We start from the raw sequence: 24990 nt of genomic DNA on the forward strand, positions 1-24990 counted from the left end.
GCGCTGGAGGCGGCCGGCGGCTACAAATATCCGGAAAGCCAGACGCCCTGGCAGGAGATCCAGCGGGCCATCGTCGGCCAGATGGAGACCGGCGCGGTCCTGGAACCGGCGGTCAAGTACCAGCGCATCGCCCAGACCAAGGGCCTGCCCCGCGACAACCACTAGAGCTCGGGGCGCCGCCCCGACATCCGAACCAAGACCAACGCCGACAAACGGCGAGCCTAGGGAGAAATCACGTGAAGCTGACCACGCTGAAGCACGCGCTCGTCGCCGGTTTGGCCACCGCCGCCCTGATGGGCGCGGGAGCCGCCGCGGCCCAGACCGCCGTCACCGCCATCCTGCGCGCCGACCAGCCCGGTCCGGTGATCCAGCCCGAAGTCTACGGCCAGTTCGCCGAGCACCTGGGGCACGGCATCTACGAGGGCGTGTGGGTCGGCGAGGACAGCAAGATCCCCAACACCAAGGGCTATCGCACCGACGTGGTCGAAGCCCTGAAAGCCATCAAGGTGCCGCTGGTCCGCTGGCCCGGCGGCTGCTTCGCCGACGACTATCACTGGCGCGAGGGCGTGGGCCCGCGCGACAAGCGCCCGACCAAGGTCAATGTCGTCTGGGGCGGTGTCGAGGAGCCCAACAGCTTCGGCACCAACGAGTTCATGGAGTTCGCCGAGCTGATCGGCGCCAAGACCTATGTCGCCGGCAATGTCGGCACCGGCTCGCCGCAGGAAATGGCCGAGTGGGTCGAGTACATGGTCTCGCCGACCAGTTCGACGATCGCCAACATGCGCCGCGCCAACGGCCGCGATAAGCCCTGGAAACTCGACTACTTCGGGGTCGGCAACGAGAACTGGGGCTGCGGCGGCCAGATGACGGCGGCCCACTATACCGACCTCTACCGCAACTTCGCCGAGTTCATCCGGGTGCCGAAGGGGACGAAGACCGAGAAGATCGCCGGCGGCGCCAACAGCGACGACTACAGCTGGACCGAGACCCTGATGGCCGGCGCGGCCAAGAACATGGATCAGATCAGCGTCCACTATTATACGATCCCCAGCGGCAAATGGGAGAACAAGGGCTCGGCCACCCAGTTCGACGAACAGGTCTGGGCCGACACCATGTTCCAGGCCCTGCGCATGGAAGAGCTGATCACCAAGCACACCGCCATCATGGACAAGTACGATCCGAAGAAGCGGGTCGGCCTGGCCGTCGACGAGTGGGGCATCTGGCACGACGTCGAGCCTGGCACCAATCCGGGCTTCCTGTACCAGCAGAACACCATGCGCGACGCGGTGGCGGCCGGCGCGACGCTGAACATCTTCCACAAGCACGCCGATCGGGTGCGGCTGACGGCCATCGCCCAGATGGTCAACGTGCTGCAGGCGATGATCCTGACCGACAAGGACAAGATGGTCCTGACCCCGACCTACTGGGTCTACGACCTGTATAAGCCGTTCCAGGGCGCGACCTCGCTGCCGGTCGAGCTGAACAGTCCGGCCTATACGATGGGTAAGTCCAGCGTTCCGGCGGTCAGCGCCTCGGCCGGCAAGGACACCGCCGGCGTGGTCCACCTGGCGCTGGTGAACCTGGATCCGAACAAGTCGGCGACGGTGACGGTCAAGCTCTCGGGCGTGAGCGGCAAGACCGCCAAGGGCCGGGTGCTGACGGCCCCGACCATGAGCGCCCACAACACCTTCGAGGCCCCGAACGCGGTGAAGCCGGCGGCCTTCACGGCGGCCTCGATCAAGGGCGACACCCTGACCGCGACCCTGCCGAGCAAGTCGGTGGTCGTGCTGGATCTGAACTAGGGCTTCTGATGGGGACATGCGCATGCGCATGTCCCCATCGATTCAACCCACGTCCGTCATCCTCGGACTTGTTCCGAGGACCCCTCGTTCCGCCTCGCTGCCGCTCGATGTTTGGTCGCGATCTCGCTGTCCCACGGATCATCCTTCTTCGCGGTTGAAGCAGGGGTCCTCGGAACAAGCCCGAGGATGACGGGCGTTGAGGGAGCGGATCGGATGGAGGCCCTAGAACACCTTCATCTCGATCAGCCGCATGTCCTTGCCCGGCGTGAGATCGAACACCGCCCGCAGCTTCGTCTTCGTGATCGGCGCCAGGTCGTGCGGTCCACGCCGTTGGCCAGCGGGGCGGGGGCCTTGGCCACCTCCACCCACTTGCCGTCCTACCGGGCCTCCAGCCGAGGCCAGCTTCAGGCCCAGTCTCGACGGCGCCATCCGATCCTCCCTCGGCTATTTGTCTGAGTATTAGTCGGCTTGGCTACTTCGCCAATCTTTCATGTCTCCTGTCGCGAGGAAGGCGCTAGGCTCCGCCCAATCCCCGCGAAAGGGGAGCCCGCCGACCAAGGGAGATGGCGATGAAGACGTTCCTGGCCCTCTACATGGGCTCCGACGCCCCGATGGATCCCAGCACGATCGACGACGAGACCAAGGACAAGGGCATGGCCGCCTGGGGCCAGTGGATGGCCGACCACGCCGGGGCGGTGATCGACCACGGCGGCCCGGTGGGCAAGACCAAGAAGACGGCGGCCGACGGCGTCAGCGACATCCGCAACCGGGTCGCCGGCTACATCATAGTCCAGGCCGAGTCCCACGAGGCGGCGGCGGCCATGTTCGAGAACCACCCCCACTTCGCGATCTTCCCCGGGGACTCGGTGGAGATCATGGAACGCCTGCCGATCCCCGGTCAGGGGTAGGCGCTTGAGGGCGCGGCTCTAGCCGCGCCCCCACAGGCGCTCGAAGCGCCAGCCGGTCAGGTTCTCGACGATCTGCTTGGACTCCTCGCTCTCGGCCTGCGTCTCGCCGGCCCGCAGGCGCTCGACCTCGTGGATCAGGACCTCGTGGGTCCTGGCGTTGAGGCGGAAGGACCAGGACATCCAAAGGCCCCACAGCATCACCAGGATCGGCCCGCCCACCATCACCAGCACCACGGCGCGCACCGCCTCGGGAGACTGGACCACGGCCACGCCGGGGTGGGCCTTGTCGGCGGAGACATAGCCCCCCAGGCCGATCAGCGAGGTGGTGACCAGGATGGCCCCGGACTGGGCGATCTTGCGCACGAAGGTCATCACTCCGGCGAAGATGCCCTCGCGGCGCTGGCCTGTGACCGCCTCGTCGATGTCGGGCAGGTAGTTGTAGACGCTCCAGGGCACGAAGTTCAGCGTGCCGCGGCCCAGGCCCGCCAGGATGATCGGCACGAACAGCCAGAACAGCACCATGGGGTTGGCGGCGCTGAACAGGTTGCCGCCCATCGCCGTCAGGCCCTCGGCGAAGCCCGCCGGCTTGATCATGTAGAAGGCCAGGAACAGCAGCAGGGCCGCGCCGACGGAGCTGATGGCCAGGCGGTAGGCGACGGTCGGACCGGTGCGGATGACCACATTGATGGCGATCATCACCGAGATCAGCTGGGCGACGTACATGGTGGTCATCAGCTGGGAGATCACCAGGGTGGCCCCCATCATCACCGTCGCCACGAATAGCGGGAAGGCGGTGTTGAAGATGTCCTGCGAGATGTAGCCGCCTAGATAGAGGCTCAGGTGCTGGCGGAAGGCCTTGATGCGCAGGGTCGAGAACAGGTCGCGGAACATGTTGACCGGGATCAGCGCCGCCTTGGCCCAGTCCATGGGCTCGGGCTGGATCAGCTTTTCCGCCTCGGTGTAGGGCCGCTCCCAGGTGAACAGCACGACCAGCAGCACGACCAGGCTGAACAGCCCGCCGAAGATCGCGGCCATGATCAGGAAGGTGCCCGACGAATCCTTGCCGCCGAAGTGGTTGATGATCAGGGTCGGCAGGTAGGACGCCAGGATCGCCGAGCTCTGGGCGATCAGCATCCGCGCGCCAGCGAACTTGGCCTTCTCCTTGTAATCCTTGGTCATTTCCGCCGCGAGGGTTTCCCACGGGATCAGGAACATCGTGTAGAGGAACTCGAAGAAGATGAACGTCACCAGGTAGTAGGCGAACGTCTGGCCCGTGACGAAGATCAGGGCGAAGCTGGGCAGCAGCGGGATGGTCAGGATCAGGAAGATCTTGCGCCGCCCGATCCGCCGCCCGATCCAGGTGTGGCGCAGGTTGTCCGAGATGTAGCCGATCAGCGGGCAGGTGATCGCCTCCAGCAGCCGGGGCAGGCCCAGGATCAGGCCGGTCTCGACCGCCGACAGGCCGCAGAAGGTGATGAAGAAGTAGGCCAGCCAGCCGGTGATGACGGCTTGCGCGCCGGCTCCCAGCATGTCGCCGGAACCCCAGCCCCAGTAGTTGATCCAGGAGGGTTTGCGAGGTTCCGGCGTCGCCATTTTGCGTATCTTTCCGACTGATGGAAGGGACCCAGCCCGACGCTGGGCGGCGCTTTAGATGAAGGCGCGCTGGAACTCGCCCAGGGCCAGGATGGCCAGGGACTGGCCGTAGGGCATCGAGGTCAGGGGGATGTCCTTGTAGCCCTGCAGGGTGTCGAACACCGGGGTGCCGAACGACACCTGCTGCAGCTCGCCCTTGTCGTCGATGTTGGCCAGGACGCCCTTCAGCGCCTTGACGCCCAGCTCCTGGTACTCGCGACCGACGTAGCGCTTGCGCACGGCCTTCAGCACGCCGTAGGCGAAGCCGGCCGTGGCCGAGGCTTCCAGGTACGAGGTCTTGTCGTCGACGAGGGTGTGCCACAGACCGGTGGCCGGGTCCTGATAGCGGGCCAGGGCCTTGATCTGGGCTTCCAGCGTGTCGATCAGGAAGTCGCGCAGGGCGTCGCCGGGCTTGAGGTCCAAGAGCTCGATGAATTCCGGGATGGCGATCGTCACCCAGCAGTTGCCGCGGGCCCACAGGGCGTCGGCGAAGTTATGCCGGCCCTCGAAGGTCCAGCCGTGGAACCACATGCCGGTCTTGCGGTCGGCCAGGTACTTCACGTGCACCATGAACTGGCGCTTGGCCTCCTCGACGAAGTCGTCGCGGCCCAGCAGCAGGCCGATCTTGGCCAGCGGCAGGACGCTCATCATCAGCGTGTCGTCCCACAGCTGCTGGGGGTTCTCACTGTTGAAGACGATGTGCTGGAAGCCGCCTTCCTCGGTGCGCGGACCCTCGTACATCACGTAGTCGGCCCAGGTTTCGAGATAGGGCAGGTAGGTGTGGTCGCCGGTGGCCTCGTACAGATAGGCCAGGGTCAGGAACGGCGAGACGGTGTTGATGTTCTTGGTCGGGGTGCCGGCCTCGAAGCGGTCGGCGAACCACTGGGTCATGATCTCGAACGCCCGCGGATCGGCGGTCATCTCGTACTGCTTCCACAGGCCGTACAGGCCCACGCCGTGGGTCCATTCCCAGTCGTTCCAGCCCTTGGTGTCGATGACGCGGCCGTCGTCGAGGCGCAGCAGGAACTCGCCGGTCTCGTCCTGGATGTCGACCAGATTGCTGATCAGCAGGGCGATCTTGGCCTTGATGTCCTTGGCCTCGAGGCCGTGAGCGAGATTGGGCACGGGGTAGTCTCCTTGGAAAGTCTTGGCTCGGGCGGGGGAGCGCCCAAGCAAGGTAGAGTTCAGGGTTTGAAATCGGGCGCGGGGACGCGGGCGACGGGGATGCCGCCGCGCACGGTGCGCAGGCTTACGAGTTTCACCGTCTCCAGGGCGTCGCCGGGGGCGCCGTCGCTGGTCACGGCCAGGGCCAGGGTGTTCTTGCCGTGCAGGTCGACGATGCCGGGCGGCAGAACGAAGGTCCGCTGCGGTCCGACATTGGCGATGAACTGGCCCATGTTCCAGCCGTTGACGAAGATCAGCACCCGGTAGCGGCCCGGCGAGCGCGGGACGGTGGGGTCGCCGATCGTCAGCCCCAGGGTGGTGTCCTGGTCCTTGGGCAGGTTCAGGTCGAAGCGGGTGCGATACCAGGTCGTGCCGGCGGCGGGCTTGGTGGCGGCCATGTCGGCCTTGGTCCCCATGTCTGCCTTGATCCAGGTCGCGTCGGGGAAGCCGGGCAGATGCCAGCCCATCCGCTCGCCGTACTGGCCGCCGTTGTTGGCGTTGCCGCGCACCGGGTCCTGGATGTCCTCGCCGCCCAGATTGCCCTGAATCTTCCAGGCGATCGGCACGGCGAAGCTGTAGCTGGTCGGGCTGGACAGCGAGGCCGAGATCAGGCCCCGGGCCTCCTTGTGGAAGTCGTCGGCGTCCAGGTCCCAGTTGTGGCCGTTGTTGCGGACCATCACCGAGATCACGTGCTCGCCGGCGCCTCGCAGGTCTTCCGGCAGCTTGAAGCTGGCGACGCCCGTGGTGATCGGGCGCGGCAGGCCGCCGTCCAGCTCGTGCTGGCCTAGGAAGCGGCCGTCCAGCCAGACCTGCAGCATGCCCGCGCCGCCGCCGCCGTAGTGCAGGGTCAGGGTGTCGATGTCGGGCTTGGCGGTGTAGCGGCCGCGATACCAGACGTCGCCCTGGTGGAAGCCGTAGGCGCTCATATCGAGCGCCGGCTGGCCTGTAGGACCGCGCACGGTCGAGCCGCTGCGGCGACCTTCGGTCTTCAGCCAGGCGGCGTCGTCGAACTTGGGATCGGCCTCGGGCGTGCCGGGGGCGGTCTTCCAGTCGAGCGTGGCGAGGTCGGGCACGGTCACCGCCGCCGGACCGGCCAGCGGCTTGTCGGCCAGCAGGCTGCCCGAGGCGGTGGCCTTGGTCGCGACCTTGGCGCCGTTCCAGCGGATGGACGTCACGGCCTTGGGGGCGAAGACCTCCAGCGGGCTGTCGGTCTCGGTGTCGCCGGTCAGGCTGAGCACGCCGCCCTTGGTCGCGTCGCCGCGCACCAGGCCCGGGCCGCGCACCAGCACGGTGTCGCGGCGCCAGAAGGTCTGGCCAGTCTCGGCGTCGGCCAGCAGCAGGGTCAGGGGCGGGCGGCCGCCGCCGGTGATCCGCACCCGGGCCAGGCCCTTGTGGGTGTAGGTGAGTTTCAGATCGCCTTTGACGGCGTCGAAGTGCGGAACGACGTCGCCCTCGATGATCTGAACGTTCGGGGTGGACGGGTAGCGCAGCACCGTCTCGCCCGCCTCGCCGGCGCGGCCGTAGAGCAGGGCCAGGTCGCCGTCGTTCCACTTCAGGTGCGTCTGGATCTCGGACGTCGAATAGACCAGCCGCTGGCCGCCCAGGTCGTAGCTGGCCATCAGCATCTTGCTGTCCTGGCCCTTGATCCGCGAGGGGACCACGTACTCGCCGTCGCGGGTCTTCACCTTGAAGGTGAAGGCCTCGTCGCCGGTGGCGCTGCTGGGGTTATGGACCACCACATAGAGGTGGCTGCCGGTCTCCGAATTGACGTTGTGATAGACGCGGACCTTGTCGTTCGACGGGGCGACGGCCTCGCCCTTGTCCATGCGGCGGATGTCGGGCACGGCGTTGATGAACTCGCCCATCTGCTTCATCACGCGGATCTTGTCGCGCAGGCCCCGGGTCTCGTCGATCGCCGAGCCGTAGTCGTACGAGGTGAACACCACCGGGGCCGGCAGCCAGCCCCACGAGGTGCCGCCATAGGTCATGTAGAAGCTCTGCAGCGTGATGCCGTTGGCGATGTTGGTCGCGTAGAACACCCGCTGGTAGCCGACGCCGCGATGCAGCGCGGTGCAGTCGTAGTCGCCATTGCTGCCCCAGTAGTCGAACCAGCCGCCGCCGAACTCGGCCGCGAAGCCGGGCGTGTTGGGGCTGGCCGAGGCGCCGCCCTTGGAGCCGCCGGGACCGTACAGGCCCCAGTCCGGCGCGACGCCGGGGCTGGACGGGGTGGAGTCGACCTTGCAGCTGCCGCCCGGATAGCCGTCGAAGGCGTAGAGGTCGTTAGGTCCCTCGACCGTGCCGGGGACCTTGGAGTCCTTAGGCACCCAATAGCCGTTGCGGCCCTTGTCGTTGTGGAAGATCGGGACGGTGATGCCGTCGGCCTTGGCCTTGTCGTACAGCCACTGCATGTAGCGCTGCTGCGGGGCGCCGACGACGTCGAGCTCGTTCTCGATCTGGTGGGCGATCACCGTGCCCTGGCCGGTGGTCAGCTGGTGGCGGGCGATCACGGCGTTGATCCGGGTCAGCCACTCGTCGGCGGCCGTGATGTATTCCGGGGCGTCGGTGCGGGCCCGGGCCTGCTGGTTGACCATCCAGCCCGGAAAGCCGCCGCGCGTCAGCTCGGCGTTCACATAGGGCCCGGCGCGGGTGATGACGTAGAGGCCTTCCTCCTTGGCCATGGTCAGCACGCGATCCATGTCGCGCACGCCGTTGAAGTCGTAGACCCCCTGCTTGGGCGAGTGGTAGCCCCAGTCGAAATAGATGGCGACGGTGTTGTAGCCGCTGGCCTTCATCTTCTGGAGGATGTCGCGCCACAGGTCGGGGCTGGGCACGCGGAAGGGGTGGAACTCGCCGCCCCACGAGAAGACGCGCTGGTCGTCGACCTTCAGCGAGTACTTGTCCCAGGTGACCTTGTGGGCTTCGGCGGGCTTGGCCGCGACCGCCTGATCGCCGCCTTCCTTCAGCACCGTGAAGTGACGCACCGTGCCGGAAAGTTCCGGCAGCTCGGTCTTGGGCGTCCAGGTGCGGAAGCCGTCCTTGCTGTCGGAGTACCAGTACCGCTTGGACATGTACTCGTCGAAATAGATCCGCCAGGCGCCGTCGGGGGCGCGGGTCAGGGCGGGGCCTTCCAGGAACCTGCCCCAGCCGGCCCAGTCGCCCGAGCCCTTCGGTTGCCACGGCCCGTCCAGCGAGGGGGCGGTGTAGAGCTCGACGAACTTGCTGGTCTCGTTCTTGGCGAAGGCGTTGTAGAGCCCGCCCTCGCGCACCACGAAGGTGTCGATGAAGTTGGGGCCCAGGCCGGCCAGCGGCTTGGGCGCGCTCCAGGCCGCCAGCGAGGCGTCGGTCGCGGTGATGCGATAGGGCTGGAAGCTGCCCTGCTGGCCGGTGGTCGAGACCGACAGGATCAGGTTCACCGACCCGTCCTGGTCGACGAACCATTCCGGCGCCCAGCTGTTGGTCGCGCCGGGGACTTCGACAGTGACGTCGCGCAGGAAGGTCCAGTCGGTCAGGTCCCGGCTGCGGGCCAGGCCGATCGTGTTTCCGGCCCAGCCGGTGGTGTAGGCGACATAGTACCAGCCGTCGGTGTGCTTGATCACGCTGGGATCGCGGATCAGGCCCTTGGGCGGGGTGTAGGCCAGCGGCTTCTTCAGCGTGAACCGGGTCCCGTCCGCCGAGTCGTAGACGCTCATGTTCGACTGGCTGGCGTTGGTGAACGCCGTCATCGTGTAGCGCACGGGCTCGGCCCAGACCGGCTCGACAAAGGCGGTGGTCGCCAGCAGGGCCGTGGCCAGGCTCAGGGCGCGGAGGAACGGACGGGTCATCCTCAGCCCTCGAAGTAGAAAACGGGCTTCAGCGGCCATTCGACGGGCTTGTTGTCCGGGTGGACCTCCATCAGGTCGGCCATGTAGTCCCACCAGCGCTTCATCACCGGCTGCAACGGCAGGGCGTCCTTCTTGTTGTCGGGGCGCAGGCGCAGCACGGCGAAGAGGCTCATGGTCCCTTCGTCCAGGAAGATCGAATAGTCGTGGATGCCCGCGTCGCGCAGGGCGGCGGCCAGGTCGGGCCACAGTTCGTCGTGACGGCGCTCGTACTCGGCGGCGACGCCGGCCTTGAGCTGCATGCGGAAGGCGAGGGGCCGGTCCTGGATGCTCATCGTGTCCTCCCGTTTTTGCTTTTGTGGTTCAGGTGGTGGGCGGCGGCAGGCGGTAGACGCGGGCGGCTGTTCCGCCGAACAGCAGGGCCCGCTCGGCCTCGCCGAAGTCCGCCGTGATCGCGTCATAGGCCTCGTAGAAGCCGCCGAACGACCCGTGCACCTTCTCGACCGGGAAGTTGCTGGCGAACATGCAGCGGTTGGGGCCGAAGGTTTCGATGACCTGCAGCACGTAGGGGCGCAGGCTGTCGACGGTCCAGGTCCGGTCGATCATGGCCAGGCCCGAGATCTTGCAGCTGACGTTGGGCCGCTGGGCCAGCAGGGCCAGGCCGTCGCGCCAGGCCTTCAGCCCGGCGTCGTCGCGGTCGGTAGGCATGCCGGCGTGGTTGACGATCACCGGGACGTCCGGGTTCGCGCCGGCCAGGGCGGCGGCCGTCGCCATCTGCGAGGGATAGAGCTGCAGGTCGAACGACAGGCCGTACCTGGCCAGCAGGGCGTAGCCTTGCCGCCACTGCGGATCCAGCAGCAGATCGCGCGGGCCGTAGGTCTTGGCCGGGTCGGCGTGCCAGTTGACGATCTGGCGGATGCCGCGAACATTGGCCCGCGCCGCGTGGGCCTCGAGCAGCGGCTCGACGCCGGGATCGTCCAGATTGGCGCCGGCCACGATGCCGCCGACCACCCCTCGGGTATCGGCAAGGCACTGCAGCCAGTCAGTCTCCGACAGCTGGTCCTTGGGCGGCAGGCCGCACTCGACGTGGACGGTCTGGACGACGTTCCAGCCGGCGGTGTCGGCCAGATAGTCATCGAGCCCATAGGAGCGGTAAGCGATCGGCGACATGTCGCCGGCCGGATTGTTCGGCAGCGGGGTGTCCTGGAGCCAGCTGTAGTAATGCTGGTCCAGGTCCCACAGGTGCATGTGCGGGTCGATGATCGGGCCGAGATAGGTCATCGCTCCGCTTTCCCTAGAACGTGGTGCGGCCGCCGGAGGTGTCGAAGGTCGAAGCCGTCGTGAACGAGCACTCTTCGCTGGCCATGAAGCAGACCATGGCCGCGCTCTCGTGGATCTCACCCAGGCGGCCCATCGGGATCTTGCCGCGCATGTAGTCGACCTGGCTCTTGGGCAGCTGTTCCAGGATCGGGCTCTCGAACGTGGCCGGGGTCAGGGCGTTGGCGATCACGCCCTTGGTGGCCAGTTCCTTGCCCAGCGACTTGGTCAGGCCGATCACGCCCGCCTTCGACGCCGAATAGGCGCTGGCGTTGGGATTGCCTTCCTTGCCGGCCACCGAGGCGACGTTGACGATCCGGCCGTAGCCGTTGGCGATCATGAACGGCGCGACCTCGCGGCAGCAGTAGAACAGGCCGTTGAGGTTGATGTCGATCACCCGCCGCCAGCTGTCGAGCGGGTACTCGTGGACCGGGGCGGTGGCGCCGGTGATGCCGGCCGAGGCGACCAGGACGTCGATCCGGCCCAGGGCCTGGTTGGCGGCCTTGGCGGCGGCCGAGACGGCCGCCTGGTCGGAGACGTCCAGGGCGACGACGTGCTTGGCGCCCACCTCGGCGGCGGCGGCCTTCAGGCCTTCGGCGTCGAGATCCCACAGCGAGACCTCGCCGCCCTCGGCGACGATGCGCGCGGCCACGGCCTTGCCCAGGCCCGAGGCGCCGCCGGTGATGACGGCGGTCCGACCGGCGAAACGATTGGGGTAGACAGTGCTCACGCGACGCCTTCCTTCGACCAGGCGACGACGATCTGGCGTTGCTCGCCCAGCTTCTCGATGCCCAGGCGGATCTGGTCGCCGGCCTTCAGATAGACGGGCTGCGGCTTCTGGCCCATGCCGACGCCGGGCGGCGTGCCGGTGGTGATCAGGTCGCCCGGCTCCAGGGTCATGAACTCGCTGATGTAGGAGACCAGCTTGCTGATCGGGAAGATCATGGTCTTGGACGAGCCGTCCTGCTTGCGCTGGCCGTTGACGTCCAGCCACATGCCCAGGTTCTGCGGGTCGCCCACTTCGTCCGAGGTGACCATCCAGGGGCCGACCGGACCGAAGGTGTCGCAGCCCTTGCCCTTGTCCCAGGTGCCGCCGCGCTCGATCTGGAAGGCGCGCTCGGAGACGTCGTTGATCAGCACGTAGCCGGCGACGTGGTCCAGGGCCTCGGCTTCCGAGACGTAGCAGGCGCGCGAACCGATCACGACGCCCAGCTCGACTTCCCAGTCGGTCTTCAGCGAACCCTTGGGGATCATCACCGGGTCGTTCGGGCCGGTCAGGCAGCTGACAGCCTTGGTGAACAGCACCGGCTCCTCGGGGATCGGCAGGTTCGACTCGGCGGCGTGGTCGGCGAAGTTCAGGCCCACGGCGATGAACTTGCTGACGCCGTTGACAGGCACGCCGTAACGGGGCGAGCCCTCGACCAGCGGCAGCGACTTGGGGTCGATCGCGGCCAGCTTCTTGAGGCTGGCGGGCGACAGCTCGGCGCCGGTGATGTCGGACACCACGCCCGACAGGTCGCGGATCTTGCCGTCGGCGTCGAGGAGGCCGGGCTTTTCGGCGCCGCGGGGGCCGTAACGGAGCAGTTTCATGGGTCTAGTCTTTCGGGGGATTTAGCGGGCGTAAGGCCGGTGCAGACCGACCTCGCGATTGAGTTCGACGCCGAAGCCGGGGGCGTCGGAGAGTTTCAGCTTGCCGTTCACCGGCACGGGCTCGCCGATCAGCTGCGGGTGGAACATCGGCACCACCTCGTCGGCCTTGGGGGCCATCATCAGGAACTCGGCGAACGGGCTGTTATGGCGCGTGGTGACGAAATGGTAGCTGTAGACGCTCGAGCCGTGCGGGATGCACATCACGCCGCGGCTGTCGGCGAGGTTGGAGATCTTCACCAGCTCGGTCATGCCGCCGCACCAGCCGACGTCGGGCTGGATGATGTCGCAGCACTCCATCTCCAGCAGCATGCGGAAGCCCCAGCGGGTGGCCTCGTGCTCGCCGGTGGTGACCAGCATGCCCTTGGGGGCGTTCTTCTTCAGGTCGCGATAGCCCCAGTAGTCGTCGGGGCTCAGCGCCTCTTCGATCCACTTCAGTCCATACTCGTGGGCCTTGTGGGCCAGCTTGGTGGCGTAGTTCAGGTCCAGCGCCATCCAGCAGTCGAACATCAGCCAGAAGTCCTCGCCAGTGCGCTCGCGCATGGTGGCCAGTTCTTCGAGGTTCTTGCGCAGGCCTTCCTCGCCCTCGGCCGGGCCGTGGTGCAGGGGCATCTTGCCGCCGATGAAGCCCATCTTCTGGGCCAGGTCGGGCCGCGCGCCGGTGGCGTAGAAGGTCAGCTCGTCGCGAACCTTGCCGCCCAGCAGATGATAGACCGGCTCCTGACGCAGCTTGCCCAGCAGGTCCCACAGCGCCAGGTCCACGCCCGACAGGGCGTTCACGACCAGGCCCTTGCGGCCGTAGTACTGGGTGGAGAAGTACATCTGATCCCAGATCTTCTCGATCTCGGCGGGATCGCGACCTTCCAGGAAGCGAGCCAGGTGCTTTTCGACGATGTAGGCGGCGGGCTCGCCGCCGGTGGTCACCGCGAAGCCGATCGTGCCGTCGGCGGCCTCGATCTCGACGACCAGCGTGCCCAACACGTTGATGCCGAAGCTCTGGCGGCTCTGGCGATACTCCGGATAGCGCGACATCGGGGTGGCGATGTGGTCGTCGATCCAGTGGCCTTCGCCCTGATCGTGATAGTCGGCCCCGCCGCCGCGGACGACATAGGCGCGAACCGCCTTGATGAGGGGAAACGGCATGGGAAAAACCAGCTCCAGCCCGACACTTCCTAAGAGGAAGCGATCAACTTAAAGGAAGAGGAGGGCTTATCGCGAGGCAAAGGCCTTCGACATGCTTGGCGAAACCTTGAGCGGCCGCGCCTACCTCCCCGGGACGTCCTATGACACGGTGGCGCGCCCTGACTTTCGGTGACCGGATCGTCGCCTTCGCCGCTTGCGCTAGGTACCATATTATGAGAGAGAGTGCTACAAAATGAAACGTGACGCGTCAAGGGGAGCCTCAGTGGCAGCCAAGGAAGACAGTGCCGGCGGCAAGGCGCCCAGCGGCAGCCAGACGCTGTTCCGGGGCCTGGACCTGCTCGACGTGGTCGCCGATTCCGGCACCATCGGCCTGCCCGCCCTGGCCCAGCGCCTGGGCCTGACCCGCAGCACGACTCACCGCCTGGCGACCGCCCTGGTCGAGCGCCGGCTGCTGGCCCAGACCCCGCGCGAAGGCTACAGCCTGGGCTCCAAGCTGCTGGAGCTGGGCTATCTGGCCGGCCAGCAGATGGACCTGCCGCGCCTGGCCCGCCCGCATCTCGAGCGGCTGTGGGAAGAGCTGGAGGACACCGTCCACCTGGGCGTGATGGAAGACGACCGCGCCCACTATCTGGACAAGCTTACCGGGCGTAGGCGGATCAACATCAGCTCGCGCGTCGGCGACCGCCAGCCGATCCGCTCGACCGGCCTGGGCAAGGCCCTGGTGCTGGACGAGACCGAGGAGCGTTGGCGCGAGCTCTATCGCAAGGAAGGTCCGCGCTCGGAGCACGGTCCCGACGAAGAGCAGTGGATCGCCTGGATGCGTGACTATTCCAAGCGCGGCGTGGCCTACGACCTCGAAGAGAACGAGGACCGCATCCGCTGCGTCGCCGCCCCGATCCGCGGCCCCAGCGGCGCGATCGTCGCGGCCATCAGCGTCTCGGGCGCCGCCCAGTACATGGACGACGCGCGCATGGCCGACCTGACCGAGACCGTGCGCCAGTGCGCCAACGCCATCGGCGTCGAGCTGGGCTGGAACGAGAAGAGGGCGGCCGCGAAACGCTAGGCCGCTGACAAGTACATAGTGGAGGAACGATGCTTCTGAAGGACAAGGTGGTGCTGGTGACCGGCGCCTCGCAGGGGATCGGCAAGGCGGCCGCCATCGGCTGCGCGCAGCATGGCGCGGACGTGGCGATCAACTATCATTCCGACGAAGCCGGCGCGGCCGACGCCGTCGCCCAGATCGAAGCCTTGGGCCGCCGCGCCATCGCCGTGAAGGGCGACGTGGCCGAGGTCGCCACCGCCCAGGCCTTCGTCAACGCCGCCGTCGCGGCGTTCGGCCGGGTCGACGTGTTCGTCAACAACGCCGGCATCTGCCCGTTCCACGCCTTCCTCGACATGCCGCCCGAGGTCATGGAGCGGACGATGAAGGTCAACCTGTTCGGCGCCTACTACATGGTGCAGGCGGCGGCCAACCAGATGGTCAGGCAGGGCGACGGCGGGGCGATCATCGCCGTCAGCTCGATCAGCGCCCTGGTCGGCGGCGGCATGCAGACCCACTACACCCCGACCAAGGCCGGCGTGCACAGCCTGATGCAATCGACCGCCATCGCGCTGGGCAAGTACGGCATCCGCTGCAACTCGGTGCTGCCGGGCACCATCGAGACGGCGATCAACAAGGAAGACCTGGCCGACGTCGCCAAGCGCGAATACATGGCCGGCCGCATCCCGCTGGGCCGCCTGGGCGAGCCCGACGATCTGGCCGGGCCGATCGTCTTCCTGGCCTCGGACCTGGCAAAGTACGTGACCGGCGCGGCCCTGCTGGTCGACGGCGGCGCGTTCGTGAATCTGCAATAGCGGCGATGATCGTCTCGTCCACCACGGACTTCCGTGAGGCGGCGCGGCGCAAGCTGCCCCGCTTCCTGTTCGACTATATCGACGGCGGCGCCTATGCCGAGCGGACCCTGGCCCGCAACGTCTCGGACCTGGCCGACCTCAGCCTCCGCCAGCGGGTGCTGAAGGACGTCTCCCAGGCCGACCTGTCGACCACCTTGTTCGGCCACTACCAGGCCCTGCCGGTCGCCCTGGCCCCGGTGGGGCTGACGGGCATGTACGCCCGGCGCGGCGAGTGCCAGGCCGCCAAGGCCGCCGCCGCCAAGGGCGTGCCGTTCTGCCTGTCGACCGTCTCGGTCTGCGACCTGGCTGAAGTGTCCAAGGCCAGCCCGACGCCGATCTGGTTCCAGCTCTACGTGCTGCGCGACCGGGCCTTCATGCGCGACTTGCTGGCCAAGGCGGCCGACGCGGGGGCCACGGCCCTGGTGTTCACCGTCGACATGCCCGTGCCCGGCGCCCGCTATCGCGACGCCCACTCCGGCATGAGCGGCCCCAACGCGGCCATGCGCCGGCTGGTGCAGGCGGCCTTCAAGCCCGCGTGGGCCTGGGACGTCGGCGTGATGGGCCGACCGCATACCCTGGGCAACGTCGCGCCGGTGCTGGGCGAGAACTCGGGCCTGGAAGACTTCATGGGCTGGCTGGGGGCGAACTTCGACCCCTCGATCCAGTGGAAGGACCTGGAGTGGATCCGCGACCTCTGGAAGGGCCCGCTGATCATCAAGGGCGTGCTCGATCCGGAAGACGCCAAGGCCGCCGCCGACATCGGCGCGGACGGCATCGTGGTGTCCAACCACGGCGGCCGGCAGCTGGACGGGGTGCTGTCCTCGGCCCGCGCCCTGCCGGACATCGCCGAGGCGGTGGGCGACCGCCTGACCGTATTGGCCGACAGCGGCGTGCGCTCGGGCCTGGACGTGGTGCGGATGCTGGCCCTGGGCGCCAAGGGCGTCCTGCTGGGCCGGGCCTGGGTCTACGCCCTGGCGGCGCGCGGCGGGCCGGGCGTCAGCCAGCTGCTGGACCTGATCGAGAAGGAAATGCGCGTGGCCATGGCCCTGACCGGCGTCAACACCCTGGACCAGATCGATCGCTCCATCCTGGCGAAGGTCGAGCGATGAGCCTGGCGTCGCTGGTCGCCGCCCTGGCGTTGGTCCAGTCGGCGCCGGGCGCGCCGTCGCCGGACCTCACCGCCGTGCCCCCGCCGCCGCCGATGGCCGCGCCGGTCGCCCGCATCCTGATCGCCAGCGACTCCACCGCCGCCAACTACGGCGCCTCGGCCTATCCGCAGATGGGCTGGGGCATGGTGCTGAAGTGCTCGCTGGATCCCCGCGTCGAGGTGGTGAACCTGGCGCGCGGCGGCCGCTCGACCAAGACCTTCATCGAAGAGGGTCTGTGGACCGGGCTGCTGGAGAAGGTCCAGCCCGGCGACACCGTGATGATCGCCTTCGGCCACAACGACGCCGACCGGGTGAAGATCGTCCGCTTCACCGATCCCAAGGGCGCCTATACCGACAACCTGACCCGCTTCGTCGCCGACGTCCGCGCCAAGGGCGGCCAGCCGGTGCTGATGACCCCGATCGCCAAGCACGTGTTCCTCGATGACCAGGTCCAGGAGACCCACGGCGCCTACGCCGTGGCGGTCCGCGACGTGGCCAGGGCCACGAACACCCCGCTGATCGACCTGGACGCCGACATGATGGGCGCCCAGCAGGTGCGAGGCGAGGCGGGCTCGCGCGGTTTCTACCTGATCTACACCCCGCAGGACGGCGTCGCGCGCTATCCCCAGGGCATCAGCGACACCACGCACATCAACGAGGGCGGGGCGCGTCTGGCGGCCTCGCTGGTGGCCGCGCGCTTGGCGTTCCTGAAGCTGCCGGTCTCGACCTACGTCCATCCGGCCTCGACCGGCGCCCAGCCGATCCTCGGCGGACCGCGCTGCCTGGGGCGGTAGTCAAGCGCGCAGACGGCACCCTACCTCCGTCTCCCCGGCGAAGGCCGGGGCCCAGGTGAAACCCACGAGCCGCTCAGGCTGAATCTGGATCCCGGCCTTCGCCGGGAAGACGGACCGTGGTTGGTTCTTCAGCCAAAAGAAAAGCGGAGCACCTGAGGGTGCTCCGCTGGCCCGGATGGGGGAAGAACGGGCGAGTGCGTGTGTGGGGAGGGAAGGAACCGAGGTTCAAATCCCAGCGGCTAAAGTTCCACAATATGGAACATCATCCGATATAATGAGAATGCTTGACAGCGTGCCGGATGTCAAGCCACAGGTGGCGAAAGGCCTGAAAGTGGCCTGGCCAATTTGGAGGCGGCGATGCGACGCGTTTCGGGATCGATCCTGGGCTGGCTGTGCGCCGTCTTCTGCCTGGCCGGCGTGGCCACCGCCGCGCCCCGCGTCGATCGAGGCTTCAATGACGACTGGCGGATGGCGGTGGGCGATATCGCCGGGGCCGAGAAGCCCGACTTCGACGCCGCCGCCTGGAAACCCGTCACCCTGCCGCGCGCCTGGAACGAGGACGAGGCCTTCAAGGTCGACATCCACGACCTGAAGGGCGCGATCGTCTGGTATCGCAAGAGCCTGGTCCTGCCGACCGACGCCGGGCCGGCGGTCGGCGGCAAGGCCTTCATCGCGTTCGAGGGCGTGCGCCAGGCCGGCGACGTCTATGTGAACGGCGTGCTGGTCGGCGGCCACGAGAACGGCGTCACGGCCTTCGGCGTCGACGCCACCAAGGCCCTGAAGCCCGCGCCGTTCGTCAACGTGGTGGCCGTGCGGGTCGACAGCGACTGGAAGTACAAGGAACGCGCCACCGGCAGCGCCTTCCAGTGGAACAACAACAACTTCAATGTGAACTACGGCGGCATCCACCGGGCCGTGCGGCTGCACCTGACCGACAGCCTGCACCAGACCCTGCCGCTGTACTCCAGCCTGGGCACGACGGGCGTCTATGTCTGGGCCGACCGGTTCGACATCAAGGGCGGCGCCGCGACGGTCCATGCGGAGTCGCAGGTGCGCAACGAGTCCGACCGACCGCGCACCTTCAAGTACCGGGTGAGCCTGCGCGACGTCGACGGCAAGCCGGCCGGGGCGTTCGACGGCCCCACCGTCACCCTGGCCCCGGGCGAGACCCGCACCGTCTCGGCCCAAGCGCCGCTGAAGGGCCTGCATTTCTGGAGCTGGGGCTACGGCTATCTCTACGCGGTCACGACCGAGCTGGTGGAGAACGGCGCGACCGTGGACACGGCCGTCACCCGGACCGGCTTCCGCAAGACCGAGTTCCGCAACGGGATGATCTTCCTCAATGACCGGGTCATGCAGGTGCACGGCTACGCCCAGCGCACCAGCAACGAGTGGCCGGCCCTGGGCGCCGACATCCCGCCGTGGATCAGCGACTTCTCCAACGCCCTGATGGTCGAGAGCGGCGGCAATCTGGTGCGCTGGATGCACATCACGCCCGCCGCCCAGGACGTCGAGTCCGCCGACCGCGTGGGCCTGCCCCAGGCCATGCCGGCCGGCGACGCCGAGAGCGACGTCACGGGCCGCCGCTGGGAGCAACGGATCGAGGTGATGCGCGACGCCATCGTCCGCTTCCGCAACAACCCCTCGATCCTGTTCTACGAGGGCGGCAACGAGAACATCAGCGACGAGCACATGGCGCAGCTGAAGGCCGTCCGCGACCAGTTCGACCCGCACGGCGGCCGCGCCATCGGCTCGCGCGAGATGCTGTCCAGCAAGGTGGCCGAGTACGGCGGCGAGATGCTGTACATCAACAAGAGCGGGACCAAGCCGGTCTGGGCCATGGAGTATTCCCGCGACGAGGCGGCGCGGAAGTTCCAGGACGACTTCACCCCGCCGTTCCACATCGACAGCCCCGACTACAACCGCAACCAGGACAGCCACGCGGCCGAGGATGTTCGCCGCTGGTTCGACTACTGGCGCGAACGGCCCGGCGGCGGCGACCGCGTCAGCTCGGGCGGGGTCAACATCATCTTCTCCGACAGCAACACCCACTTCCGCGGCGACAACAACTACCGCCGCAGCGGCGAGGTCGACGCCATGCGCCTGCCCAAGGCGGGCTTCTACGCCCACCAGGTGATGTGGGACGGCTGGGTCGACGTCGAGCATCCGCGCAGCCACATCATCGGCCACTGGAACTACGCGCCGGGCGTGACCAAGGACGTGCTGGTGGTCTCCAGCGCCGACAGCGTCGAGCTGCTGCTGAACGGCAAGTCGCTGGGCAAGGGCGTGAAGTCGGACGGCTTCCTGTTCACCTTCAAGGCCGTGGCCTGGACGCCGGGGACCCTGCGCGCGGTCGGTCGCGACGCCGGCGGCAAGATCGTCTCGTCCGACGAGCGCGTCACCACAGGACCGGCCGTGGCCCTGCGCCTGACGCCGCATGTCGGTCCGTTCGGTTGGAAGGCCGACGCGGCCGACATCGCCCTGGTCGACGTCGAGGCGGTGGACGCCCAGGGCCGGCGCGTGCCCACGGCGCTGGACCTGGTGAAGTTCGAGGTGTCCGGTCCGGCCGAATGGCGCGGCGGCATCGCCCAGGGCGACTCCAAGGGCGGGGCCAAGCCGACCCAGGCGCCGGCTTCGTCGGGCGAGGTCGTCACCGGGGCGCACACCGTCGACGGCGTGACCTCCTACGCCGGCGCCTCGCGCGGCGACGACAACTACATCCTGTCTCGCGACCTGCCGGTCGAGGCCGGGATCAACCGCGTGGCCCTGCGCTCGACCCTGGAGGCGGGCAAGGTCACGGTGACGGCCCGGGCCGAAGGGCTGAAGTCCACGGCCGTGTCTCTCGAGGTCGCCGCTCCGGCGGCGAACGACGCCCTGCCGCCGGTCAGCCTGGCGCGGGGCCCGACGCCTTCGACGCCGTCGTACAAGGTGCGCCGCGTGGCCTTGAAACCCGCCGCCACCGTGGCGGGCTCGAACCAGGCCACCGTCGGCCTGACCGTCGACGATGACGAGATGACCCACTGGGCCAGCGACGGCCAGCTGGCCAACGCCTGGATCGAGTACCAGCTCGACAAGCCGCAGGTGGTCGACGAGGTGGTGCTGAAGCTGATCGGCTGGCGCCTGCGCTCGTACCCGCTGCGCATCACGATGGACGGCGTGACGGTCTATGAGGGCCTGCCCGCCAAGAGCCTGGGCTACGTCACCCTGCCGCTGAAGCCGGCGAAGGGCCGCAAGCTGCGCATCGCCCTGACCGGCCCCACGGTCGACCGCGACGCCTTCGGCAAGATCGTCGAGATCACCGGCGCCCGCGCCGGCCTCGACACCGGCGCCGAAAAGGTGGCGGCCGGCGGCGGCCTGGGGATCATCGAGGCGGAGCTCTATCGGCGGCCGTGAAGATCCTCCTGCGCTAGTCCTCCTCCTTGAGCCAGTCACTCAGCCTGACGCGGCGGAAACCCGGCGCGGGGGCGTCATCGACGGACTCGAAGTTCGCCCCCGTCCGCGCCCCTTGAGGCGCGGCGGTGAACTGCTTGGGATTGACGGGACGAGCCCGGTTCCAGTCGATCTCGAACGCCTCGTCGAAATAGTCGGCGATCTCCGTGTCGTCGAACAATAGAGAGGCGTCGCGGTTGAGGGTGACGCCGGGTGCGCTCCAGTTGTGGCTGCCGATCAACACCCGGCGTCCATCGACGATCATGCCCTTGGTGTGGTGGTTGTCGATGACGCGGACGCGGCTGGCGATGTCGACTCCCTTTGACTTCAGGTACCAGGCGGCGTGCTGCGGGGAGGAGTATTTGCTGCCGCCCGAGCGCAGGATCAGTCTCGCGTCATCCAGGGTGGTGAGCTTCTGCACCAGGGCCTTGAGCAGGGTGTCGATATAGCCGCGATCCGCACGCGGATTGGACGGTATGGCGATATAGGGGATCTGGAAGTGCAGGCTGCGCCGCGCCGAACGGATCAATTCCAGCACAGCCTCGGAGTAGACGGCGCCTTCCTTGTCTGGCGTCAGCAACGGCTGTACGCGTCTTGGTCCCGTGAATATCTGAGGTGTGATTACCCGGCCGGGCGGCGGGCGCTCCAGTTCTAAGGACGGCGCGACGGGGATGTCGAGGAAGAGGTCGGAGGCTTCGTCATGCCGGGGCGCCGGTCGGCCGCCCAGGTCCGCGGAGCGCCTGAAGTCCTGCTGGATATGATGGCGCAGGCGATCGGCCAGCGTCTTGTTGCCAACCACGACATGCCATTCGCGATTGCCAGGAATGTCTGCGAACTCGGCCTTCTCGCGCTGGGCCTGGGTGACGATGGGCTGGCTGGAGCCGGCCTTCCAGTTGCCCGACGACAGCCAGAACACACCATCGTTCCGGACCGTGACCTTGATGTGATAGGCGTTGGAAATTAGGCCCGCCGCCCCCTCCGGCGCGACGATCCTGGTGAAGGTGAAGTTGTCGGACCAGCGCCGGAAACGTTCCTGACGATCAAAGTCGCCTGGCTCGACCTCACCCGAGAAGGTGGCGTTGTCGAGCACCAGTTCAAGCTGGACACCTTCGGCGAGGCGGTCCTCGATCTCGTCGGCGATATGAGCGGCGTGGAATTCGTACATCGCCGAAACGAGCTCGCCTTCGGCGCCCTGCAGGAACCGCTGCAGCACCTCCCAGGAATATTCCGGGCCCACATGGGCCTCGACCGTCATCTCCTCGTCGACAGGTTCAAACGAAAAGTCCGCTCCGGTCCTGGCCGCGTCGTCATAGGCGATGGTGGCCGGCGCTTCGAGAAGTCCCAGCGACTCGACCAGTTCGGCGGCGTTCGCGGGCAGATAGCGCACGGCCAGGCCCTGAAAGACTTGTGGACCCGAGGTCGAGACAGTCGCCAGATGCTCGACGGCCACGGAGGCGGCGATGAAGGCTGTCGCACCGAACCGATCACCCTCGGCGGGATAGCCCAGGCGTACGGCCACGACGCCGGCGGGCCTCTGGTCCCAGAAACTCTTGGCGGCCTCTTCGGCGGCGGCGCTCGATATAGAGAAGGTGGAGGCCGGTGCGCCTAGGCCAGGACCAGGACCGGAGGAGGTCGAGCCGATCACGACCGATGCTTCGCCCAGGCCGATGGTGATCGACAGCGGCAGGGTGATGGTCGTCGACGTCCCGGCCGCACCGACGACCGCGGTCTGTGCCGGCGCCGCGAACGCGCCGGTCTCGACGCCCGGAGGCCGGGTCCAGCGCTTGCGGGCGATATAGTCGTTGAGCACCGAGGCGGGGACGGCGTAGTTGGCCTCCTGGTAGAGACCGGCGAAATGCAATCCCGCGGCCTGACCCGTGCTCAGGTCAAAGACCACGGAGCCGGAGTTTCCGCCCAGGGTGGTGCAGTCGTGGCGGCCGGACCCCTGCTGGGTGAGCATGGTGTAGCCCGGCGCGGCGCGTTTGACGTCGTACCGACCGCGGAACAGTTGCTCCATTTCCTCTTGATCGGGAATGGCGCGCTTGGAGGCTCGGGCGGGATAGCCGACCACAAGCACCGACGAGTCCGGGGCCAGGTCGACGGGCGCGATCTGAATATGAGTCGGCGCGGTTCCGCTCGCGCGCCGGGATATCCGCAGGAAGGCGATGTCGTTGGGCCCGTTTTCGGGCTCGATATACAGCACCTCGGTGATCGCGAACCGCCGGGTCTCATCGAAAGCCACGTCGTCATATTCGTGCAGGGTGTCCAGCGTGGCGGCCATGGCGTCGCCGCCGACGCCTCGTCGGAAGGCGAACTGTCGTCCGTCCCATCGAGCGATCAGGCTCGCGACGTGCCGGTTGGTGACGACGACATCGGGCGCGATCAGCCAGCCCGTGCCGAGGAAGTCGGCGCCGGGAAAGTGCGTGACGTCGATGCGCCCCACGAGCGGAAGCAGAGGTTGGAACAGGGCGCGCTTTTCGTTGATCTGCCGAATGAGGCTCGCGGCCTCTTCTCCGATCTCGGTCACGTTCTCGAAATTGAGCCAGTCGCTCTCGACGAACAGGACCGGCCGCTCCTTCTTCACGATCGTTTCGAGGACCAGGCTTCGTTCCACGGTCGCGGGGGCGATCGTGGTCGCGGCCTCCAGGGCCTTGGTCGTCATAATCAGTTGTCGCTCGGGCGTGGCCGCCGCGGCCTCGGCGCTCAGGGCCGAAAGGTCCAGGTCCGGCCGGCGCCGAACAAGGCCTTGAACGAACTCGACATTGTGTCGCTGGCGCGAGGCGAAGCGCCGCGCGACCTGATTTTCAGGTATGCTCATTGGTTCAGCCCCCGCCGATGTATTCCCCCGATCGGTCAAGGAAGACCGATCGGGCGTCGAAGAACGACGTTACTTTAAAATCAACCTGGGGGCATTGCGTTTTTGGCGCTTGCGCGCCGCCGTTCTAGGGCGCGGCCTTCGCCACCTCCACCGCATACACGTGGTTGGCCCCGTGCATGTTCGACCGGAACACGATCCACTTGGCGTCCGGCGTGAAGTTGACGTTCGGCTCCAGCCGGTAGTCGTGGCCCTGCATGTTGACCAGCTTCTCGGTGTCCAGCACGCCCGGCTGGATCAGCGCCTCGGAGCCCGGGGCGTGGATGCCGGCGACGTCCGGGATGGCGCGCGGGCGCATCAGGTACAGCCACTTGCCGTCCGGCGCGTGGGCGACCATCTCGCTGTCGCCGCCGTCGCCGGCGAACAGCTTGCCGTCCGGCGAGGTGTTGAAGTGCACCGACCAGGCGTTGCGGTCCAGGTGCAGCCAATCGCGCTTGCCGGTGGCGATCTCGTATCCGGCCACCCAGAAGTCCTCGCCGCGCGGGGTCTGCAGGTCGTACCAGACGGTCTTGCCGTCGGCGCTGAACCACTCGTGGCCGGCGATCTCCATGTTCATGGTCCGGGTGTGGATCTTGACGGGCGCGACACCAGGCTTGTCGGTGCGCGTCAGCCACAGGCGGTCGACCTTGTGCCAGGGACCCTCGTGGCAGAACATCAGCAGGTGCGGGTCGGTGGGCGAGAACTGCAGGTGGTTCAGCCAGTCGGTCGCCTGGTGCACGACCTTGCGCTCGCCGGTCGCGGTGTTGATCGTGAAGATCTCCATCGGGATGCGGCTGTCCAGGCGGGCGTTCAGCTGCACCTCGCGGCCCTCGGCGTAGCTGAGCTCGCGGCCGTCCGCGCCCTTCACGTCGTCGGGATTGCGGGGCAGGGCCTCCATCATGTTGGGCGGGATCGGCACGTCGGTGCGCGTGGCTACGCCGGCCAGCAGGGTCTCGTCGGCGTTGATCGTCTGGATGCCGACGCCCTTGGCCAGCTTGGCGATCTGGCGGACCTTGCGGCTGGCCGGATCGGCGGCCTCGACCACGGCCGTGCCGTCCTCGGCGGCCCGTTGATAGTAGATCTGGCCGGTCTTGCGGCCGACGAACAGCAGCCGGACCTTGCCTTCGACGACGGGCTTCAGGTCATGGCTCTTCAGATCGACGACCGAGATCCCGTCGGGCGTGCTGATCGCCAGGAAGCGGCCGTCGGGGGTGTAGCCGTTGTAGTTGAAATAGAGGCTGCCGCTGCCCGGCTTGTCCGACAGGCGGACGACGCGGTGGCCGGTGTCCTTGTCGACCCACTCGCGCGGGGCCTCGGGCAGGCCGGCCTTGGGCTGGGTGACCATGTCCTGGGCCAGGGCGGTCGGAACGGCGAGGGGCGTGGCGACCAGCAACAGGCTGAGCGCGGCGGCGCGGAAGAGGGTGGTCTTGGTGTTCATCGG

At 67.6% G+C, this 24990-nt stretch carries 19 protein-coding genes; 8 read left to right on the forward strand and 11 right to left on the reverse strand.

The features are described 5' to 3' along the window. Positions 1-165 (forward strand): hypothetical protein (locus tag AC1DYP_RS18165; RefSeq protein WP_477047531.1); only part of this gene is annotated, 165 nt, incomplete at its 5' end. Positions 166-236: 71 nt separating this feature from the next. Next, positions 237-1802, forward strand: a complete 1566-nt coding sequence (locus AC1DYP_RS18170; protein WP_477047505.1) for an alpha-N-arabinofuranosidase — start codon at positions 237-239, stop codon at positions 1800-1802. 222 nt (positions 1803-2024) lie between these two features. On the opposite strand, the gene AC1DYP_RS18175 is transcribed toward AC1DYP_RS18170, so the two are convergent. Continuing rightward, a complete protein-coding gene (locus AC1DYP_RS18175) occupies positions 2025-2231 on the reverse strand; it encodes a hypothetical protein (protein WP_477047506.1) in 207 nt (68 codons plus the stop codon). Positions 2232-2371: 140 nt separating this feature from the next. Here AC1DYP_RS18175 and AC1DYP_RS18180 point away from each other — a divergent pair, with 140 nt between their 5' ends. After that, positions 2372-2710 carry a YciI family protein gene (locus AC1DYP_RS18180; RefSeq protein WP_477047507.1) on the forward strand — a complete coding sequence of 113 codons (339 nt, stop codon included), beginning with the start codon at positions 2372-2374 and terminating at the stop codon, positions 2708-2710. A gap of 18 nt (positions 2711-2728) precedes the next feature. Here the strand turns inward: AC1DYP_RS18180 and AC1DYP_RS18185 are convergent, their stop codons facing one another. The 8 genes from AC1DYP_RS18185 to rhmD are packed head-to-tail and all read right to left on the reverse strand — an operon-like array spanning position 2729 to position 13431. Then, a complete protein-coding gene (locus AC1DYP_RS18185; RefSeq protein ID WP_477047508.1) occupies positions 2729-4303 on the reverse strand; it encodes an MFS transporter in 1575 nt (524 codons plus the stop codon). 54 nt (positions 4304-4357) lie between these two features. Then, positions 4358-5467 (reverse strand): beta-galactosidase BglB, encoded by a 1110-nt coding sequence (bglB, locus tag AC1DYP_RS18190; protein WP_477047509.1) that lies wholly within the window; start codon positions 5465-5467, stop codon positions 4358-4360. Between the two features lie 59 nt (positions 5468-5526). Next, the gene (locus AC1DYP_RS18195) at positions 5527-9327 is read right to left on the reverse strand and encodes a beta-galactosidase (RefSeq protein ID WP_477047510.1); all 3801 of its coding nucleotides are present in this window, start codon (positions 9325-9327) and stop codon (positions 5527-5529) included. Positions 9328-9329: 2 nt separating this feature from the next. Then, complete coding sequence (gene rhaM, locus AC1DYP_RS18200) at positions 9330-9659, reverse strand: L-rhamnose mutarotase (RefSeq protein WP_477047511.1); 330 nt, start codon at positions 9657-9659, stop codon at positions 9330-9332. A gap of 28 nt (positions 9660-9687) precedes the next feature. Then, complete coding sequence (locus AC1DYP_RS18205) at positions 9688-10605, reverse strand: amidohydrolase family protein (protein WP_477047512.1); 918 nt, start codon at positions 10603-10605, stop codon at positions 9688-9690. A gap of 13 nt (positions 10606-10618) precedes the next feature. After that, positions 10619-11371 (reverse strand): SDR family NAD(P)-dependent oxidoreductase, encoded by a 753-nt coding sequence (locus AC1DYP_RS18210; protein ID WP_477036127.1) that lies wholly within the window; start codon positions 11369-11371, stop codon positions 10619-10621. Further along, positions 11368-12231 (reverse strand): 2,4-didehydro-3-deoxy-L-rhamnonate hydrolase, encoded by an 864-nt coding sequence (locus tag AC1DYP_RS18215; protein WP_477047513.1) that lies wholly within the window; start codon positions 12229-12231, stop codon positions 11368-11370. Before AC1DYP_RS18215 ends, AC1DYP_RS18210 begins: the two co-directional genes overlap by 4 nt. Before the next feature lie 21 nt (positions 12232-12252). After that, on the reverse strand, positions 12253-13431 hold the full coding sequence (gene rhmD, locus AC1DYP_RS18220) for an L-rhamnonate dehydratase (protein WP_477047514.1): 1179 nt from the start codon (positions 13429-13431) through the stop codon (positions 12253-12255). 262 nt (positions 13432-13693) lie between these two features. Between rhmD and AC1DYP_RS18225 the strand changes: the two genes are divergently transcribed. The 5 genes from AC1DYP_RS18225 to AC1DYP_RS18245 all read left to right on the forward strand — a co-directional run bounded on the left by AC1DYP_RS18225 (position 13694) and on the right by AC1DYP_RS18245 (position 20659). Further along, positions 13694-14494 (forward strand): IclR family transcriptional regulator, encoded by an 801-nt coding sequence (locus AC1DYP_RS18225; protein ID WP_477036130.1) that lies wholly within the window; start codon positions 13694-13696, stop codon positions 14492-14494. Between the two features lie 29 nt (positions 14495-14523). After that, a complete protein-coding gene (locus AC1DYP_RS18230; RefSeq protein ID WP_477047515.1) occupies positions 14524-15285 on the forward strand; it encodes an SDR family NAD(P)-dependent oxidoreductase in 762 nt (253 codons plus the stop codon). Between the two features lie 5 nt (positions 15286-15290). Next, positions 15291-16433, forward strand: coding sequence for an FMN-dependent L-lactate dehydrogenase LldD (lldD, locus tag AC1DYP_RS18235; RefSeq protein ID WP_477047516.1), 1143 nt, complete (start codon positions 15291-15293; stop codon positions 16431-16433). Then, positions 16430-17266, forward strand: coding sequence for a rhamnogalacturonan acetylesterase (locus AC1DYP_RS18240; protein ID WP_477047517.1), 837 nt, complete (start codon positions 16430-16432; stop codon positions 17264-17266). The genes lldD and AC1DYP_RS18240 overlap by 4 nt, the downstream gene beginning before the upstream one ends. A 357-nt stretch (positions 17267-17623) precedes the next feature. After that, the gene (locus tag AC1DYP_RS18245) at positions 17624-20659 is read left to right on the forward strand and encodes a DUF4982 domain-containing protein (RefSeq protein WP_477047518.1); all 3036 of its coding nucleotides are present in this window, start codon (positions 17624-17626) and stop codon (positions 20657-20659) included. 13 nt (positions 20660-20672) lie between these two features. Here AC1DYP_RS18245 and AC1DYP_RS18250 read toward each other — a convergent pair whose 3' ends face one another. Next, positions 20673-23513, reverse strand: a complete 2841-nt coding sequence (locus AC1DYP_RS18250; protein ID WP_477047519.1) for a phospholipase D-like domain-containing protein — start codon at positions 23511-23513, stop codon at positions 20673-20675. Positions 23514-23637: 124 nt separating this feature from the next. Next, positions 23638-24987 (reverse strand): oligogalacturonate lyase family protein, encoded by a 1350-nt coding sequence (locus AC1DYP_RS18255; RefSeq protein ID WP_477047520.1) that lies wholly within the window; start codon positions 24985-24987, stop codon positions 23638-23640. Between the last annotated feature and the right edge of the window lie 3 nt (positions 24988-24990).

This window comes from Caulobacter sp. P1_D6 (genome assembly GCF_056406095.1).

What these genes read in the sequence shown, in the direction of transcription:
- AC1DYP_RS18175 (WP_477047506.1), bottom strand. Translation starts at nt 2,231, where the DNA reads ATGGCGCCGTCGAGACTGGGCCTGAAGCTGGCCTCGGCTGGAGGCCCG.
- AC1DYP_RS18180 (WP_477047507.1), top strand. Translation starts at nt 2,372, where the DNA reads ATGAAGACGTTCCTGGCCCTCTACATGGGCTCCGACGCCCCGATGGAT.
- AC1DYP_RS18185 (WP_477047508.1), bottom strand. Translation starts at nt 4,303, where the DNA reads ATGGCGACGCCGGAACCTCGCAAACCCTCCTGGATCAACTACTGGGGC.
- AC1DYP_RS18195 (WP_477047510.1), bottom strand. Translation starts at nt 9,327, where the DNA reads ATGACCCGTCCGTTCCTCCGCGCCCTGAGCCTGGCCACGGCCCTGCTG.
- rhaM (WP_477047511.1), bottom strand. Translation starts at nt 9,659, where the DNA reads ATGAGCATCCAGGACCGGCCCCTCGCCTTCCGCATGCAGCTCAAGGCC.
- AC1DYP_RS18205 (WP_477047512.1), bottom strand. Translation starts at nt 10,605, where the DNA reads ATGACCTATCTCGGCCCGATCATCGACCCGCACATGCACCTGTGGGAC.
- AC1DYP_RS18215 (WP_477047513.1), bottom strand. Translation starts at nt 12,231, where the DNA reads ATGAAACTGCTCCGTTACGGCCCCCGCGGCGCCGAAAAGCCCGGCCTC.
- rhmD (WP_477047514.1), bottom strand. Translation starts at nt 13,431, where the DNA reads ATGCCGTTTCCCCTCATCAAGGCGGTTCGCGCCTATGTCGTCCGCGGC.
- AC1DYP_RS18230 (WP_477047515.1), top strand. Translation starts at nt 14,524, where the DNA reads ATGCTTCTGAAGGACAAGGTGGTGCTGGTGACCGGCGCCTCGCAGGGG.
- lldD (WP_477047516.1), top strand. Translation starts at nt 15,291, where the DNA reads ATGATCGTCTCGTCCACCACGGACTTCCGTGAGGCGGCGCGGCGCAAG.
- AC1DYP_RS18240 (WP_477047517.1), top strand. Translation starts at nt 16,430, where the DNA reads ATGAGCCTGGCGTCGCTGGTCGCCGCCCTGGCGTTGGTCCAGTCGGCG.
- AC1DYP_RS18245 (WP_477047518.1), top strand. Translation starts at nt 17,624, where the DNA reads ATGCGACGCGTTTCGGGATCGATCCTGGGCTGGCTGTGCGCCGTCTTC.
- AC1DYP_RS18250 (WP_477047519.1), bottom strand. Translation starts at nt 23,513, where the DNA reads ATGAGCATACCTGAAAATCAGGTCGCGCGGCGCTTCGCCTCGCGCCAG.
- AC1DYP_RS18255 (WP_477047520.1), bottom strand. Translation starts at nt 24,987, where the DNA reads ATGAACACCAAGACCACCCTCTTCCGCGCCGCCGCGCTCAGCCTGTTG.